12 protein-coding genes and 1 tRNA gene are annotated in these 17,532 nt (G+C 65.0%); all 13 read left to right on the plus strand.

The annotated features are described in order from the left end of the window. Positions 1-17: 17 nt before the first annotated feature. The 13 genes from EJO71_RS33620 (at position 18) to EJO71_RS33680 (ending at position 17,502) form a co-directional block, all read left to right on the plus strand. A tRNA-Trp gene (locus tag EJO71_RS33620) sits at positions 18-93 on the plus strand. 102 nt (positions 94-195) lie between these two features. Further along, complete coding sequence (gene secE / locus EJO71_RS33625; RefSeq protein WP_093057178.1) at positions 196-579, plus strand: preprotein translocase subunit SecE; 384 nt, start codon at positions 196-198, stop codon at positions 577-579. Further along, positions 580-1,191 (plus strand): transcription termination/antitermination protein NusG, encoded by a 612-nt coding sequence (gene nusG / locus EJO71_RS33630; RefSeq protein WP_125952979.1) that lies wholly within the window; start codon positions 580-582, stop codon positions 1,189-1,191. 143 nt (positions 1,192-1,334) lie between these two features. Beyond that, a complete protein-coding gene (gene rplK, locus EJO71_RS33635; RefSeq protein ID WP_093206996.1) occupies positions 1,335-1,766 on the plus strand; it encodes a 50S ribosomal protein L11 in 432 nt (143 codons plus the stop codon). Beyond that, entirely contained in the window at positions 1,767-2,465 is a 699-nt protein-coding gene (gene rplA, locus EJO71_RS33640) for a 50S ribosomal protein L1 (protein ID WP_093206999.1), read from the plus strand. 254 nt (positions 2,466-2,719) lie between these two features. Beyond that, positions 2,720-3,256 carry a 50S ribosomal protein L10 gene (gene rplJ / locus EJO71_RS33645; protein WP_125952980.1) on the plus strand — a complete coding sequence of 179 codons (537 nt, stop codon included), beginning with the start codon at positions 2,720-2,722 and terminating at the stop codon, positions 3,254-3,256. A gap of 45 nt (positions 3,257-3,301) precedes the next feature. Further along, positions 3,302-3,679, plus strand: coding sequence for a 50S ribosomal protein L7/L12 (rplL, locus tag EJO71_RS33650; protein ID WP_125952981.1), 378 nt, complete (start codon positions 3,302-3,304; stop codon positions 3,677-3,679). A 296-nt stretch (positions 3,680-3,975) separates the two neighbouring features. After that, complete coding sequence (gene rpoB, locus EJO71_RS33655) at positions 3,976-8,100, plus strand: DNA-directed RNA polymerase subunit beta (protein ID WP_125952982.1); 4,125 nt, start codon at positions 3,976-3,978, stop codon at positions 8,098-8,100. Positions 8,101-8,121: 21 nt separating this feature from the next. Then, entirely contained in the window at positions 8,122-12,357 is a 4,236-nt protein-coding gene (rpoC, locus tag EJO71_RS33660) for a DNA-directed RNA polymerase subunit beta' (protein ID WP_125952983.1), read from the plus strand. A 101-nt stretch (positions 12,358-12,458) separates the two neighbouring features. Then, complete coding sequence (locus EJO71_RS33665; protein ID WP_125952984.1) at positions 12,459-13,067, plus strand: lema family protein; 609 nt, start codon at positions 12,459-12,461, stop codon at positions 13,065-13,067. 145 nt (positions 13,068-13,212) lie between these two features. Continuing rightward, entirely contained in the window at positions 13,213-14,547 is a 1,335-nt protein-coding gene (gene rsmB, locus EJO71_RS33670) for a 16S rRNA (cytosine(967)-C(5))-methyltransferase RsmB (protein ID WP_125953007.1), read from the plus strand. Between the two features lie 25 nt (positions 14,548-14,572). Then, the gene (locus tag EJO71_RS33675; protein WP_240651607.1) at positions 14,573-15,172 is read left to right on the plus strand and encodes a DUF4390 domain-containing protein; all 600 of its coding nucleotides are present in this window, start codon (positions 14,573-14,575) and stop codon (positions 15,170-15,172) included. Then, the gene (locus tag EJO71_RS33680) at positions 15,169-17,502 is read left to right on the plus strand and encodes an ATP-binding protein (protein WP_125952986.1); all 2,334 of its coding nucleotides are present in this window, start codon (positions 15,169-15,171) and stop codon (positions 17,500-17,502) included. Before EJO71_RS33675 ends, EJO71_RS33680 begins: the two co-directional genes overlap by 4 nt. Positions 17,503-17,532: the final 30 nt, after the last annotated feature.

Here is a 17,532-nt window from a genome sequence, read left to right on the forward strand (position 1 = left end):
AGCGCGAAGAGTACCGGAGGGGTATAGCTCAATTGGCAGAGCGTCGGTCTCCAAAACCGAAGGTTGTAGGTTCGATTCCTACTGCCCCTGCCACTTAGGTGGCACTCCGAAAAGCCCGTCGCGTCCCGACGGGCTTCGGCGTCTCAAGAGACGCATTGAATTGAAGGCCTCAGGGTCACAGGAAATCAGCCGAACATGGCCACTTCTCAAATCGAAACCGTGAGCACCGGCGCCGACAAGGCCAAACTGGCCGTGGCGGTCGTGCTGGCAGTGGGCGCCATCGTGGCGTTCTATCTGCTGTCGCGCCAAGGCTCGCTGGTGCAATGGGCTGCGCTGCTGGTCGGCTTGGCTGCAGCGGTGGCTGCTTTTGGCAGTTCGGAGAATGGCCGTCAGCTGTGGGCTTTCGGTCGCGATTCCTGGCGCGAGGTCAAGAAGGTCGTCTGGCCGACCCGCAAGGAAGCGATGCAGATGACGGCCTATGTGTTTGCCTTCGTGGCGATCATGTCCGTCTTCCTCTGGCTCACCGACAAGACGCTCGAATGGGTGTTTTTCGACCTCATTTTGGGCTGGAGAAAATAAATGATCGACGACGCAGTTGAAACCACGCCGAGCGCGCCGGAGGAAGAAAACACCTCCGTGCTGGCTCCTGCCGCCAACCCTGATCTGCGTTGGTACGTGGTGCATGCCTATTCGGGCATGGAGAAGGCCGTCGAGCGCAATATCACCGAGCGCATCAACCGCGCCGGCATGCAGGACAAGTTTGGTCGCATCCTGGTTCCGACCGAAGAAGTGGTCGAGATCAAGAACGGCCAGAAGCGCACCACCGAACGTCGCTTCTTCCCGGGTTACGTGCTGGTCGAGATGATCATGGACGACGAAAGCTGGCACCTGGTGAAGCACACCAACAAGGTGACGGGTTTCGTGGGCGGCGCGAAGAACCGTCCGGCCCCGATCTCGCAGAAAGAGGTCGAGGACATCGTCAGCCAGATGCAGCAGGGCACCGAGAAGCCGCGTCACAAGGTCGAGTTCACCGTCGGCGAATTCGTGCGCGTCAAGGAAGGCCCGTTCACCGACTTCAACGGCACTGTCGAGGAAGTCAACTACGAGAAGAGCAAGGTCAGCGTGTCGGTCATGATTTTCGGCCGTGCGACGCCTGTGGAACTCGAATTCAGCCAGGTCGAGAAGACCTGACGACCCGCCGGCCTTCGGGGCGGCGTTACTGTTTCCGGCTGCGCGTTGTCCGACTCGGCGCGCGGCCTTGATCGAAGAGTCGTTTAACCCCGGGGAGCCTCGGCCGCAAGCCGAGGCGATATCACCCGCAAGGAGCAAAAAGCATGGCGAAAAAAATCGTCGGCTTCATCAAGCTGCAAGTGCCAGCTGGTAAGGCCAACCCGTCCCCGCCGATCGGTCCCGCACTCGGTCAGCGCGGTCTGAACATCATGGAATTCTGCAAGGCGTTCAACGCTCAGACGCAGAGCTACGAGCCGGGTCTGGCGCTGCCGGTGGTCATCACCGCGTTCGCCGACAAGAGCTTCACCTTCATCATCAAGTCGCCGCCGGCTGGCGTCCTGATCAAGAAGGCCATCAAGCTCGAGAAGGGTTCCGCACGTCCGCACACCGACAAGGTCGGCAAGATCACGCGCGCCCAGCTCGAAGAAATCGCAAAGACCAAGATGAAGGACCTGACCGCCGCCGACATGGACGCCGCGGTTCGCACCATCGCTGGTACGGCCCGTTCGATGGGCGTGAATGTGGAGGGCGTGTAAATGTCCAAGATCACCAAGAAGCAGAAGTCGCTCGAAGGCAAGGTCGACAGCACCAAGCTGTACCCGCTGGCTGACGCGATCAATATCGTCAAGGAAGCCGCTACCGCCAAGTTCGACGAATCGATCGACGTGGCCGTGCAGCTCGGCATCGATGCGAAGAAGTCGGACCAGGTCGTGCGTGGCGCCGTCGTGCTGCCCAACGGCACCGGCAAGACCAAGCGCGTCGCCGTGTTCGCCCAGGGCGCCAAGGCTGAAGAAGCCAAGGCCGCCGGCGCCGACATCGTCGGCATGGACGACCTGGCTGCCATGGTCAAGGCTGGCGACATGCCTTTCGACGTCGTGATCGCTGCCCCCGACGCAATGCGCGTCGTCGGTACGCTCGGTCAGATCCTCGGCCCGCGCGGCCTGATGCCTAACCCCAAGGTTGGCACGGTGACCCCGGACGTCGCCACGGCTGTGAAGAACGCCAAGGCCGGCCAGGTTCAGTTCCGCGTCGACAAGGCCGGCATCGTGCACGGCACGATCGGCCGTCGCTCGTTCGACAACGACAAGCTGCAAGGCAACCTCGCCGCGCTGATCGACGCTCTGGTCAAGGCCAAGCCCGCGACCAGCAAGGGCGTGTACCTGCGCAAGGTGGCTGTGTCGTCGACCATGGGTCTGGGTGTCCGCGTGGACACGCAAACCATCTCGGCGAGCTAAAGAGATTTGCTCCACCTCGCAAGGGTGGAGCGGATGTGGTGGGTCGCGGCGGCTTCGGTTGCCGCGGGCCATCCAAGACCGCTGGTGTGCAGGGTGCTGCACTTAAACGCCGGACCTTCCTGTCCGGTATCCAGCGCAGATGGCGATCCCACTGCAAGGAATCAAGGAATTCGGTTTTTTGTTCCTGACAGTTGGTCGCTGCATGAAGCGCGATCCAAGGCCCCGGCCGACGATCGCATTTAAAGGAGTAGACCTTGAGTCTGAATCGCAGTGAGAAAGAAGCGGTCATCAATGATGTGACCAGCCTCGCCGCAAAAGCTCAAACGCTCGTGATGGCGGAATACCGTGGCATCACGGTTGCCGACATGACCAAACTGCGCAACGAAGCGCGCAGCAAGGGTGTGAGCCTGAATGTTCTGAAGAACACTCTGGCCCGCCGTGCTGTCGCTGGTAGCCCGTTTGAGATCGTCGGCGACCAGATGACCGGCCCGCTGATCTACGGCTTCTCCGAAGACGCTGTGGCCGCCGCCAAGGTGGTGGCCGATTTCGCGAAGACCAACGACAAGCTGGTCATTCGCGGCGGCGCCTTCGGTGGCAAGGCCCTGGACGTCGACGGCGTGAAGCAACTGGCCAACATCCCTTCGAAGGAAGTTCTGTTGTCGCAGCTGCTGGGCTTGATGCAATCCCCGATCTCTCGTACCGCCCGCGTGCTCGCGGCGCTGGCCGAGAAGCGCGGTGGTGGCGAAGCTGCACCCGTCGCCGATGCACCGGCAGAAGCACAGGCAGCTTGAGCTGCCTGCGTTTGAAACATTCAACCCAATTGTTAGGAAACAAAAATGGCATTCGATAAAGACGCATTTCTGACCGCGCTCGACAGCATGACGGTCCTGGAACTCAACGACCTGGTGAAAGCCATCGAAGAGAAGTTCGGCGTGAGCGCCGCTGCAATGGCCGCTCCGGCTGCTGGTGGTGGCGGTGGCGCCGCTGCTGCCGTCGAAGAGAAGACCGAATTCAACGTTGTGCTGGTCGATGCCGGCGCGAACAAGGTTTCGGCGATCAAGGCAGTGCGCGAAATCACCGGCCTGGGCCTCAAGGAAGCCAAGGACCTGGTGGAAGCCGCTCCCAAGGCTGTCAAGGAAGGCCTGTCGAAGGCTGACGCTGAAGCCGCCAAGAAGAAGCTGGAAGACGCCGGCGCCAAGGTGGAACTGAAGTAATTCAGACCCCCTGGAGGGCTGGAGGTGCCTGAAAAGGCCCTCCAGCCTTTGCCGCTTTCAGAGCGCACTCAAAAGCCGGCTCGTTGCCGGCTTTCCCGGAGACCCGAAGGGCTCCGGAAAAGCCAAGACGAGTCGGGATTTTTGAGTGTCTTCTGACCCCGACTGCAGAAGACCCCTTGGTTCGGGCGATGTGCAACGCATCGCTGTCCGCCAACGGCTGGTAGTGGCCAGCCGCCAAGCAGTGGTGCTCCGGCACTGCTGACAAGTCGCTGAAGATCTCAAGCACCGGAGCTCTCATGGCCCAATCGTCCGCGTACAGTTACACCGAACGCAAGCGCATCCGAAAAAGTTTCGGCAATCGCGACAGCGTCGTCGAAATCCCCTACCTGCTGCAGATGCAGAAGGACGCATACACCGCGTTCCTGCAAGCCGGCATTCCTCCGAAACAACGCACCGTCGAAGGCCTGCAGGCCGCGTTCGACGCTGCCTTCCCGATCGTCTCGCACAACGGTTTCGTCGAGATGAAGTTCCTCGAGTACAACCTGGCGAAGCCGGCGTTCGATGTGCGCGAGTGCCAGACCCGTGGTCTGACCTTCGCCTCGGCCGTGCGCGCCAAGGTGCAGCTCATCATCTATGACCGCGAGTCGTCGACCTCGCAGTCGAAGGTGGTCAAGGAAGTGAAGGAGCAAGAGGTCTACATGGGCGAAGTGCCGCTCATGACGGACAAGGGCTCGTTCATCATCAACGGCACGGAACGCGTGATCGTTTCGCAGCTGCACCGTTCGCCGGGCGTGTTCTTCGAACACGACAAGGGCAAGACGCACAGCTCGGGCAAGCTGCTGTTCTCGGCCCGCGTGATTCCCTACCGCGGTTCGTGGCTCGACTTCGAGTTCGACCCGAAGGACATGCTGTACTTCCGCGTGGACCGTCGCCGCAAGATGCCGGTCACGATCCTGCTGAAGGCCATCGGCCTGAACCCGGAATCGATCCTCGCGAACTTCTTCGTGAACGACAACTTCCGCCTGATGGACAGCGGCGCCCAGATGGAGTTCGTCTCCGAGCGCCTGCGCGGCGAAGTCGCGCGCTTCGACATCACCGACAAGTCGGGCAAGGTCGTGGTCGCCAAGGACAAGCGCGTCACCGCTCGCCACACGCGTGAGCTCGAGCAGGGCGGCACCACGCATATCAGCGTGCCGGAAGACTTCCTGATCGGCCGCGTGATCGCCCGCAACATCGTCGACGCCGACTCCGGCGAAATCCTGGCCAAGGCCAACGACGAGCTGACCGAAGCGCTGCTGAAGAAGCTGCGCACGGCCGGCGTGCAGGACGTGCAGGTGATCTACACGAACGAACTCGACCAGGGCGCGTACATCTCGCAGACCCTGCGCATCGACGAAACCGTGGACGAATTCGCCGCCCGCGTGGCCATCTACCGCATGATGCGCCCCGGCGAGCCGCCGACGGAAGACGCCGTGCAGGCCCTGTTCCAGCGCCTGTTCTACAACCCGGACACGTACGACCTGTCGCGCGTCGGCCGCATGAAGTTCAACGCCAAGGTCGGCCGCGACGAATCGACCGGCCCGATGGTGCTGACCAACGAAGACATCCTGGCCGTGGTCAAGATCCTCGTCGACCTGCGCAACGGCAACGGCGAAGTCGACGACATCGACCACCTGGGCAACCGCCGCGTGCGCTGCGTCGGCGAACTGGCCGAGAACCAGTACCGCACCGGCCTGGCACGTATCGAGAAGGCCGTGAAGGAACGTCTGGGCCAGGCAGAGCAAGAGCCGCTGATGCCGCACGACCTGATCAACAGCAAGCCGATCTCGGCAGCGCTGAAGGAATTCTTCGGCGCCTCGCAGCTGTCGCAGTTCATGGACCAGACGAACCCGCTGTCCGAAATCACCCACAAGCGCCGCGTGTCGGCCCTTGGCCCGGGCGGTCTGACGCGCGAACGTGCAGGCTTCGAAGTGCGCGACGTGCACGTGACCCACTACGGCCGCGTGTGCCCGATCGAAACGCCTGAAGGCCCGAACATCGGTCTGATCAATTCGCTGGCCCTGTACGCCCGCCTGAACGAATACGGCTTCATCGAGACGCCGTACCGTCGCGTGGTGGACAGCAAGGTCACCAACGAGATCGACTACCTGTCGGCCATCGAGGAAGGCAAGTACGTCATCGCCCAGGCCAACGCGGCCCTGGACAAGGACGGCGTGCTGACCGGCGACCTGGTCTCGGCGCGTGAGGCCGGCGAATCGATCCTGGTCGGCGCCGAACGCATCCAGTACATGGACGTGTCGCCCGCGCAGATCGTGTCGGTGGCCGCATCGCTCGTGCCGTTCCTCGAGCACGACGACGCGAACCGCGCGCTGATGGGCGCCAACATGCAGCGTCAGGCCGTGCCCGTGCTGCGCCCCGAAAAGCCGATGGTCGGTACCGGCATCGAGCGCGTCTCCGCGGTCGACTCCGGCACCGTGGTCACGGCCACCCGCGGCGGTATCGTCGACTATGTCGACGCGACCCGTGTCGTGGTGCGCGTGAACGACGCCGAAGCGGCTGCAGGTGAAGTCGGTGTGGACATCTACAACCTGATCAAGTATCAGCGTTCGAACCAGAACACCAACATCCACCAGCGTCCCATCGTCAAGCGCGGCGACAAGATCGCCAAGGGCGACGTGGTGGCCGACGGCGCATCGACCGACCTCGGCGAACTGGCTCTCGGCCAGAACATGCTGATCGCGTTCATGCCCTGGAACGGCTACAACTTCGAAGACTCGATCCTGATCTCGGAACGCGTCGTCGCCGAAGACCGCTACACCTCGATCCACATCGAGGAACTGGTGGTGATGGCTCGCGACACGAAGCTGGGCGCCGAAGAAATCACGCGCGACATCCCGAACCTGGCCGAGCAGCAGCTCAACCGCCTCGACGAGTCCGGCATCATCTATGTCGGCGCCGAAGTGCAGCCGGGCGACACGCTGGTGGGCAAGGTCACGCCGAAGGGCGAGACCACGCTGACGCCTGAAGAGAAGCTGCTTCGCGCCATCTTCGGCGAGAAGGCTTCCGACGTGAAGGACACCTCGCTGCGCGTGGATCAGGGCTCGCAAGGCACCGTGATCGACGTGCAGGTGTTCACCCGCGAAGGCATCCAGCGCGACAAGCGCGCCCAGCAGATCATCGACGACGAACTCAAGCGCTTCCGCCTCGACCTGAACGACCAGCTTCGCATCGTCGAAGCCGACGCGTTCGACCGTATCGAGAAGCTGCTGACCGGCAAGGTCGCCAACGGCGGTCCGAACAAGCTGGCCAAGGGCACTAAGCTCGACAAGGCCTACCTGTCGTCGGTCGAGAAGTTCCACTGGTTCGACATCCGCCCGGCGGAAGACGAAGTGGCAACCCAGCTCGAGTCGATCAAGAACTCGCTGGAGCAGACGCGCCACAGCTTCGACCTCGCGTTCGAAGAAAAGCGCAAGAAGCTCACGCAGGGCGACGAGCTGCCCGCTGGCGTGCTCAAGATGGTCAAGGTCTACCTGGCCGTCAAGCGCCGCCTGCAGCCCGGCGACAAGATGGCCGGCCGCCACGGCAACAAGGGTGTGGTGTCGAAGATCGTTCCGGTCGAAGACATGCCCCACATGGCCGACGGCACGCCGTGCGACATCTGCCTGAACCCGCTGGGCGTGCCCTCGCGGATGAACGTGGGCCAGGTTCTCGAAGTGCACCTGGGCTGGGCCGGCAAGGGCGTGGGCCAGCGCATCGGCGACCTGCTGCAGCAAGAGGCCAAGGTGGCCGAGCTGCGCAAGTTCATGGAGCAGCTGTACAACGGCTCGGGCCGCCAGGAGAACATCGCTTCGCTGAGCGACACCGAACTGCTCGAGATGGCTGCGAACCTGCAGAACGGCGCGACCTTCGCGACGCCTGTGTTCGACGGTGCCTCGGAAGAGGAAATCCGCGGCATGCTGAAGCTCGCCTATCCGGACGACATCGCCAAGGCCAAGGGCCTGACCGATAGCCGCACGCAGGCCTACCTGTTCGACGGCCGCACCGGCGACCAGTTCGAGCGTCCCGTCACCGTCGGCTACATGCACTTCCTGAAGCTGCATCACCTGGTGGACGACAAGATGCACGCCCGCTCGACCGGCCCGTACTCGCTGGTCACGCAGCAGCCCCTGGGCGGCAAGGCGCAGTTCGGCGGCCAGCGTTTCGGGGAAATGGAAGTGTGGGCGCTCGAAGCCTACGGCGCTTCCTACGTCCTGCAGGAAATGCTGACCGTGAAGTCCGACGACGTGCAAGGCCGTACCAAGGTGTACGAAAGCATCGTCAAGGGCGAGCACTCGATCGAAGCCGGCATGCCGGAATCGTTCAACGTGCTGGTCAAGGAAATCCGTTCGCTGGGTCTCGACATCGAGCTCGAGCGTTCCTAATTTGAAAAGGGAAAGAGTCTTATGAAATCGCTACTCGACCTGTTCAAGCAATTCACGCCCGATGAGCATTTCGATGCCATCAAGATCGGCATGGCTTCGCCCGAGAAGATCCGTTCGTGGTCTTTCGGTGAAGTGAAGAAGCCCGAGACGATCAACTACCGCACGTTCAAGCCCGAGCGCGACGGTCTCTTCTGCGCCAAGATCTTCGGCCCGATCAAGGACTACGAGTGCCTGTGCGGCAAGTACAAGCGCCTGAAGCACCGCGGCGTGATCTGCGAGAAGTGCGGCGTCGAAGTCACGCAGACCAAGGTGCGTCGCGAGCGCATGGGTCACATCGACCTGGCCGCGCCCTGCGCCCACATCTGGTTCCTGAAGTCGCTGCCGTCGCGCCTGGGCCTCGTGCTCGACATGACGCTGCGCGACATCGAGCGCGTGCTGTACTTCGAAGCCTACGTGATCACCGACCCCGGCATGACCCCGCTGAAGAAGTTCGGCATCATGTCCGAGGACGACTACGACGCGAAGCGCAAGGAATACGGTGACGAGTTCGTCGCCAAGATGGGCGCCGAAGGCATCAAGGACCTGCTGGAAGGCATCGAGCTCGACAGCGAGATCGAACGCCTGCGCGGCGACCTGACCGGCTCCGAAGTCAAGGTCAAGAAGAACTCCAAGCGCCTGAAGGTGCTGGAAGCCTTCCGCAAGTCGGGCATCAAGCCCGAGTGGATGGTGCTCGACGTGCTGCCCGTGCTGCCGCCGGACCTGCGTCCGCTGGTGCCGCTGGACGGCGGCCGCTTCGCGACCTCCGACCTGAATGACCTGTACCGCCGCGTCATCAACCGCAATTCGCGCCTGCGCCGCCTGCTGGAGCTGAAGGCTCCGGAAATCATCGCGCGCAACGAAAAGCGGATGCTGCAGGAAGCTGTCGACTCGCTGCTGGACAACGGCCGCCGTGGCAAGGCCATGACGGGCGCCAACAAGCGCGCGCTGAAGTCGCTGGCCGACATGATCAAGGGCAAGAGCGGTCGCTTCCGCCAGAACCTGCTGGGCAAGCGCGTCGACTACTCGGGCCGTTCGGTCATCGTGGTGGGCCCGACGCTCAAGCTGCACCAGTGCGGCCTGCCGAAGCTGATGGCGCTCGAGCTGTTCAAGCCCTTCATCTTCTCGCGCCTCGAAGCCATGGGCATCGCGACCACGATCAAGGCTGCCAAGAAGGAAGTCGAATCGGGTACGCCGGTGGTCTGGGACATCCTGGAAGAGGTCATCAAGGAGCACCCGGTCATGCTGAACCGTGCTCCCACGCTGCACCGTCTGGGCATCCAGGCCTTCGAACCGATCCTGATCGAAGGCAAGGCCATCCAGCTGCACCCGCTCGTCTGCGCGGCATTCAACGCCGACTTCGACGGCGACCAGATGGCCGTCCACGTGCCGCTGTCGGTGGAAGCGCAAATGGAAGCCCGCACGCTGATGCTGGCCTCCAACAACGTGCTGTTCCCGGCTTCGGGCGAACCGTCGATCGTTCCTTCGCAGGACGTGGTGCTGGGTCTGTACTACACGACCCGCGACCGCATCAACGGCAAGGGCGAGGGCCTGATCTTCTCCGACATCGGTGAAGTGCAGCGCGCGCTCGACGCCAACGAAGTCGAGCTCACCGCCAAGGTCGCGGTGCGTATCACGGAGTACACCAAGGACAAGGAAACCGGCGTGTTCACGCCGTCGACCTCGCTCGTGGACACCACCGTGGGCCGTGCCCTGCTGTCCGAGATCCTGCCGAAGGGCCTGCCGTTCTCGAACATCAACAAGGCGCTGAAGAAGAAGGAAATCTCCAAGCTCATCAACGTCTCGTTCCGCAAGTGCGGCCTGAAGGAGACCGTGGTCTTCGCCGACAAGCTGCTGCAGAACGGCTTCCGCCTCGCGACCAAGGCCGGTATCTCGATCGCCATCGACGACATGCTGGTGCCCGCTGAAAAGCACGGCATCATCGAGCGCTCCGCCAAGGAAGTGAAGGAGATCGAGCAGCAGTACGTCTCCGGTCTCGTGACCTCCGGCGAACGCTACAACAAGGTGGTGGACATCTGGGGCAAGGCCGGCGACGAAGTGTCGAAGGTCATGATGGCCAAGCTGTCGAAGCAGAAGGTCACCGACCGCCACGGCAAGGAAGTCGAGCAGGAGTCCTTCAACTCGATCTACATGATGGCCGACTCGGGCGCCCGCGGTTCCGCGGCCCAGATCCGCCAGGTGGCCGGCATGCGCGGCCTGATGGCCAAGCCTGACGGCTCGATCATCGAGACGCCCATTACCGCGAACTTCCGCGAAGGCCTGAACGTGCTGGAGTACTTCATCTCCACCCACGGTGCCCGTAAGGGTCTGGCCGACACGGCGCTGAAGACGGCGAACTCGGGTTACCTGACCCGTCGTCTGGTCGACGTGACGCAAGACCTGGTCGTGACCGAACAGGACTGCGGCACGCACGGCGGCTACCTGATGCGCGCCATCGTCGAAGGCGGTGAAGTGATCGAATCGCTGCGCGACCGTATCCTCGGCCGTACCGCAGCCGACGACGTGCTGCACCCCGAGAACCGCGCCGTGCTGCTGAAGGCCGGCGAGATGTTCGACGAGGACACCATCGAAGCGCTGGAAGCGCAAGGCGTCGACGAGGTCAAGGTCCGCACCGCGCTGACCTGCGAAACCCGCTTCGGCATCTGCGCGACCTGCTACGGCCGCGACCTGGGCCGCGGCGGCCTGATCAACATCGGCGAAGCCGTCGGTGTGATCGCCGCCCAGTCCATCGGTGAACCGGGCACGCAGCTGACGATGCGTACCTTCCACATCGGTGGTGCCGCTTCGCGCGCTGCCATCGCCTCGAGCGTGGAAGCCAAGTCGAACGGCTCGATCGGCTTCAACGCCACGATGCGCTACGTGACCAACAGCAAGGGCGAGCTGGTCGTGATTTCGCGTTCGGGCGAAATCGTCATTCACGACGAGCACGGCCGTGAGCGCGAGCGTCACAAGGTGCCGTACGGCGCGACCCTGACGGTCAAGGCCGACCAGCAGATCAAGGCCGGCCACGTGCTTGCCAACTGGGACCCGCTGACCCGCCCGATCATTACCGAGTTCGCCGGCAAGACGCAGTTCGAGAACGTCGAGGAAGGCCTCACGGTCGCCAAGCAGGTGGACGAAGTGACCGGTCTGTCGACCCTGGTCGTGATCGACCCGAAGCGCCGCGGCGCTGCCAAGGTCGTGCGTCCGCAGGTGAAGCTCATCGACGCCTCCGGCGCCGAAGTGAAGATCCCGGGTACCGACCACTCGGTGACGATCGGCTTCCCGATCGGCGCCCTGGTGCAGGTGCGTGACGGCCAGGACGTGGGCCCCGGCGAAGTGCTGGCGCGTATTCCGGTCGAAGGCCAGAAGACCCGCGACATCACCGGCGGTCTGCCGCGCGTTGCCGAGCTGTTCGAAGCCCGTTCGCCGAAGGACAAGGGCATGCTGGCCGAAATGACCGGTACCGTGTCGTTCGGCAAGGAAACGAAGGGCAAGATCCGCCTGCAGATCACCGATCCGGAAGGCACGGTCTGGGAAGACCTCGTGCCGAAGGAAAAGAACATCCTGGTGCACGAAGGCCAGGTGGTGAACAAGGGCGAATCCGTGGTCGACGGCCCGGCGGACCCGCAGGACATCCTGCGCCTGCTGGGTTCGGAAGAACTGGCGCGCTACATCGTGGACGAAGTGCAGGACGTGTACCGCCTGCAGGGTGTGAAGATCAACGACAAGCACATCGAGGTGATCGTTCGCCAGATGCTGCGCCGCGTCGTGGTCGACAACATCGGCGACACGAGCTACATCTCCGGCGAACAGGTCGAACGCAGCGAAATGCTCAACACCAACGACGCCCTGCGCGCCGAAGGCAAGATCCCCGCGACGTTCACCAACCTGCTGCTGGGTATCACGAAGGCGTCGCTGTCGACCGACTCGTTCATCTCCGCCGCTTCGTTCCAGGAAACGACGCGCGTGCTGACCGAAGCCGCGATCATGGGCAAGCGCGACGAGCTGCGCGGCCTGAAGGAAAACGTCATCGTCGGCCGCCTGATCCCCGCGGGCACCGGCATGGCGTACCACCAGGCACGCAAGGTGAAGGACGCCATGGACGAGGCCGAGCGCCGCGCCATCGCCGAGTCGGAAGCTGCCGAACTGGCAGGTTCCGGCGAAGCCGATGCGGCTGCCAGCACGACGGAAGCCAGCGAAGGCGCTGCGACCGAATAACTGGTTAGCATCACCGGCCATGACCGGTACACCACGCCCCCCGACCGCCCCCGGTTGGGGGGCGTTTTTCTTTGTGTTTGCATGATGAGGCGTTGTCGTCGATGAGCGTGTTGCCCGAATCGCTGGCCAGCTGGATCGTGATTGCGGTCCTGCTGTTCTGGTTTGTCGGTGCCTACAACCGGCTGGTGCGCCTGCGCGCGGCCGTGTTGCAGGCCTATGGCCTGCTCGATGCGGCGCTGGGCAAGCAGCTGGATTTCGTGGAGGCCAGCATCGCGGCCGGGCCGCAGCCCGAGGTCGCGCCGACCGGCGAATCGCTGTCGTCCGTCGCTCCGCTGCGCGCGGCAACCACGCAGCTCTCGACGCTGCTGGGGGCGACCCGGCTGCATCCCCTGGACGTCGGCGGCATGGCCGCGCTGGCTACCGCGCTGCAGGTCTGGATCGGCGCCTGGCGGCGCCAGCATCCCGACCAGGTGACTGTGTTCGATGCAGACGGAACGCTGTCGCGGCCCGCGCAGCTTCAGGCCGGCGTGGCGGCCGCGGTTCCCGGCGCCGTCGAGCCGATCGGCTGGCCCGAGCCCTCGGCCGCAGCCGAAATCGCGCGAAGCCAGTTCAACCAGGCGGTGGCGCACTACAACGCCGCGATTGCGCAGTTTCCAGCGGTGCTGGTGGCATGGGCCGTGCGTCTGCGTCCGGCCGCGCCGTTGCTCTGAAACGGAGCGCCCGGCGCGCTTTCGCCTTCGTCTCTTCCTCTTTCCATGCACGAAGTCCGGCCTTTGGCCGGACCGTTACCATCGCCCCAACTTGCCAGAACTACCTTCCGACCCTTCCCGCAGCGGCCACGGCGACGCGCCGCCGCTGCAACAACCTCCGCTCTGGCGCCAGCTGCAATTGACTGCGGTGGCGCTGGCGTCGATCCGTGCCGGCACATCGGGCTCGGTGGCCTTCGAGGCCGTCGAGCCCGCGTTGCGGCCCGGCGTGCAGGCGCTCGGCTTTCAGGTGCTGCGCTGGCTCGGCCGCGCCGAGGCCCTGCGTCGCCATTTGGCCAAGCGCACGCCGCCGCCCCTTCCCGATGCGCTGCTGTGCACCGCGCTGGCGCTGGCGTGGGACGCCGACCATGCGCCCTACGAGCCCTTCACGCTGGTCGACCAGGCCGTCGAGGCCGCCAAGCGCAACCCCGCCACGCGGGCGCAGGCCAGCTTCATCAACGCCTGCCTGCGGCGCTTCCTGCGCGAGCGCGACGAGCTCGTGGCCGCCACCGACTCCGAACCCGTCGCGCAATGGAACCATCCGCGCTGGTGGATCGAGCGCCTCAAGCGCGACCATCCGCGCGAGTGGCAGCGTGTGCTGGGCGCTGACAACGCGCAGGCGCCGATGACGCTGCGCGTCAACGCCCGGAAATCGACCGCGGCCTCTTACTTGACCGAACTGGAGGCGGCGGGCCTCGGCGCGACGCGCGTGGGCCCCAGCGGCCTGCAGCTGACGCGCGCGCGCCCCGTGCAACAACTGCCCGGTTTTGCCGACGGCGCTTGCTCGGTGCAGGATGCCGCCGCGCAGATGGCCGCGCCGCTGCTGCTCGAAGGCCTTCTGCCGACCAAGCCCGGTGCGGCGCCGCTGCGCGTGCTCGACGCCTGCGCCGCTCCCGGCGGCAAGACCGCGCACCTGCTCGAAATGGCGAGCCCCGGCGCGATCGACGTCACGGCGCTGGAAGTCGACGCCGTCCGCAGCCGCCGCATCGATGAAACCCTGGGCCGCCTCGGGCTCGAAGCCAGGGTGCTCGTTGCCGACGCGGCGCGCCCGGCCCAGTGGTGGGACGGCACGCCCTTCGACGCGATCCTGCTCGACGCCCCCTGCACCGCCTCGGGCATCGTGAGGCGCCACCCCGACGTGCGCTGGCTGCGCCGCGAAAGCGACACCGCCCAACTCGCCGCCCAGCAGGCAGCTCTGCTGGCCGCGCTCTGGCCACTCGTGCGACCCGGTGGCCGGCTCCTTTACTGCACTTGCTCCGTGTTCCGCGAAGAGGGCTCGCAACAAATTGATGCGTTTCTTGTACACAACACCAACGCACGATTGCTGCCATCGCCGGGCCATTTGCTGCCCCAAAGCGGGTCGAATGCCCGTGGCGTCCCGGACAATGCCTCTGGTGACCACGACGGCTTCTTCTACGCTCTGCTCGAAAAGCGTCCGCAGTGAGCGACGGCGCTGGCTGGTCCTGTCGTTGCCCGTCCTGCTCTGGATCTGGGCGATATGGATGGCCTGCCTGCCCGCTCCGGCGTCCGCACAGGGCCGCACCAGTGCGTCGATCACCCAGATGCGCCTGGAGCAGTCCGACGACGGCATCTATTTCACCGCCGCCGTGCAGTTCGAGCTGCCCTCGCTCGTGGAAGAGGTGCTCGACAAGGGCATCGCCATCTATTTCGTGGCCGAGGCCGAGCTCTTCCAGGAGCGCTGGTACTGGACAGACCGCAAGGTCGCCCAGGTCACGCGCCACATGCGGCTGGCCTACCAGCCGCTCACCCGGCGCTGGAGGCTCAACGTGTCGGCGGCACCGATGACCGGCGCGGCGGGCCTGGGCATCTCGCTGAACCAGAATTTCGACACCCTCGGCGACGCGCTCGACGCCATCAAGCGTGTCGGCCGCCTGCGCATGGGTGACGTGGCCGAGATCGGCGACGACCCGCAGCAGCAGGTCATGTTCCGCTTCCGGCTCGACACCTCGCAGCTGCCGCGCCCGTTCCAGATCGGCGTGGTCGGGCAGTCCGACTGGAACATCGCCGTCGAGCGCACCGCGCGGCTTCCGGTGGAGAAGCAGAAGTGAGCACTCCGGCGCGCGGCGGCACGGCGGCTTCGTCGGCCGCGAGTCGCGCGCGAGCCAGGCGATGGGCCATCGGCGTCGGTGCCGCGCTGGTCACGGCCATCGGCCTCGTGCTGATGTTCCTGCTGGCGCAGGCCACCAACAACCGCGCGCTGTACGAACGCTATTACGTGCGCCTGTTCGGCATCAACGTCGTGGTGGCGGTGCTGCTGGTGCTGGTGATCGGCTGGGTGGCCTTCCGCCTGCTGAGGCGCCTGCGGCAGGGCAAGTTCGGCAGCAAGCTGCTCATCAAGCTCGCGGCCATCTTCGCGCTGGTGGGCGTGGTGCCGGGGGCGCTGGTGTACGTGGTGTCGTACCAGTTCGTCGCGCGTTCGATCGAGAGCTGGTTCGACGTCAAGGTGGAAGGTGCGCTCGATGCCGGCCTGAACCTCGGGCGGGCCACGCTCGACTCGCTGTCCGACGACCTCGCCGCGAAGACGCGCGGCGCCAGTTCGCAACTGGCGCAGGTGCCCGACGCAAGCGCGGGCCTGGTGCTCGAGCGCATCCGCGACCAGCTCGAAGCCAGCGACGTGATCCTCTGGACCGGCAGCGGGCAACTGGTGGCCAGCGCCGGTACCTCCCGCTTCCAGCTCAACCCCGAGCGCCCGACGGTGCAGCAGTTCCGGCAGGTTCGTCCCGAGCGTGCCGTCGCGCACGTCGAGGGGCTGGACGAAACCGCCACGCCCGGCGCCGCCCCGCCGGTCGCGAGCGTACGCGCGCTCGCCATGGTGCAAAGGCCGGGCTTCGATTTCGACACCGCGCCTCGCTATCTGCAGGTCACGCGGCCGCTGCCGCCTGCGGTGGTCAAGAACGCGCTGGACGTGCAGGAGGCCAACCGCGAGTACCAGGAGCGCGCCATCGCCCGCGAGGGGTTGCGCCGCATGTACATCGGCACGCTCACGCTGAGCCTGTTCCTCGCCGTGTTCGGTGCGGTGCTGCTGGCCGTGCTCTTCGGCAACCAGCTCGCGCGGCCGCTGCTCGTGCTGGCCGACGGCGTGCGGCAGGTGGCGGCGGGCGATCTGCGGCCGACGGCCGTGCTGCAGGGCAAGGATGAGCTCGGCGGCCTTACGCGTTCCTTCGCCGTCATGACACAACAGCTGGCCGATGCGCGCGGCGCGGTCGAGAAGACCATGGGCCAGCTCGACGCGGCGCGCGCCAACCTGCAGACCATTCTCGACAACCTGACCTCGGGCGTGATCGTGCTCGACGCCAAGGGCACCGTGCTGTCCACCAACCCGGGCGCGACCCGCGTGCTGCGCGCGCCGCTCGCGGCATACGAAGGCCGGCCGCTCGTCGAAGTGCCGGGGCTGGCCGAGTTCGGTGCCAAGGTGCAGCAGCAGTTCGATGACTTTCTCGTCGAGCGCATGCAGCACGGCCTCGATCACTGGCAGCATGCCTTCGAGCTGCATGCCTCGGGCACCGATCTGCCGCAGCAGGACGGCGCCATCAACATCGTCGCGCGCGGCGCGGAGCTGCCCGGTGCTGCGCGGCTGCTGGTGTTCGACGACATCTCGGAGATCGTCTCGGCCCAGCGCGCGCAGGCCTGGGGCGAAGTTGCACGCCGGCTGGCGCACGAGATCAAGAACCCGCTCACGCCGATCCAGCTCTCGGCCGAGCGGCTCGAGATGAAGCTCTCGGGCAAGGTCCAGCCGCCCGAGCAGGCCGTGCTCGTGAAGTCGGTGAAGACCATCGTCGACCAGGTCGATGCGATGAAGCGGCTGGTGAACGAATTTCGCGACTACGCGCGCCTGCCCGCAGCCGACCTCAAGCCGGTGGACCTCAACGCCCTGCTGGGCGACGTGCTGCAGCTCTACAGCGCGGAGAACCTGCCCATCGTGCTGCGTTCCGAACTCGACGAGCGCTGCCCGCCCATTCGCGGCGACGCGCAGCAGATCCGACAGGTCATACACAACCTGTTGCAAAACGCGCAGGACGCCGCGGAAGCGGCCGCCAGCGGAACGGGCAAGGTGGGAGAGGTCGTCATCCGCACGCGGCTCGGCGATTCGGGGCAGCGCGTGCGCCTGACCGTGCAGGACAGCGGTCCGGGCTTTGCAGAGAACATCCTGAAGCGCGCGTTCGAGCCCTACGTCACCACGAAAACAAAAGGTACTGGTTTGGGCCTCGCGGTCGTCAAGAAGATCGCCGACGAGCACGGCGCGCGCATCGAGCTTTCCAACCGCGTCGTCGATGGGGCTGTAGCAGGCGCACAAGTCTCGCTATCATTCGCGCTGGCAGGCGAGCCGCGGGCAGCGGCCGCTCACACCGAAGATTCGTCGAAGTCTTCCGCCGCCTGAGCCGAACGAATGTCCGTCGCACAGGCGATG

Source organism: Variovorax sp. 679 (assembly GCF_003952185.1).
Lineage (GTDB): Bacteria > Pseudomonadota > Gammaproteobacteria > Burkholderiales > Burkholderiaceae_C > Variovorax.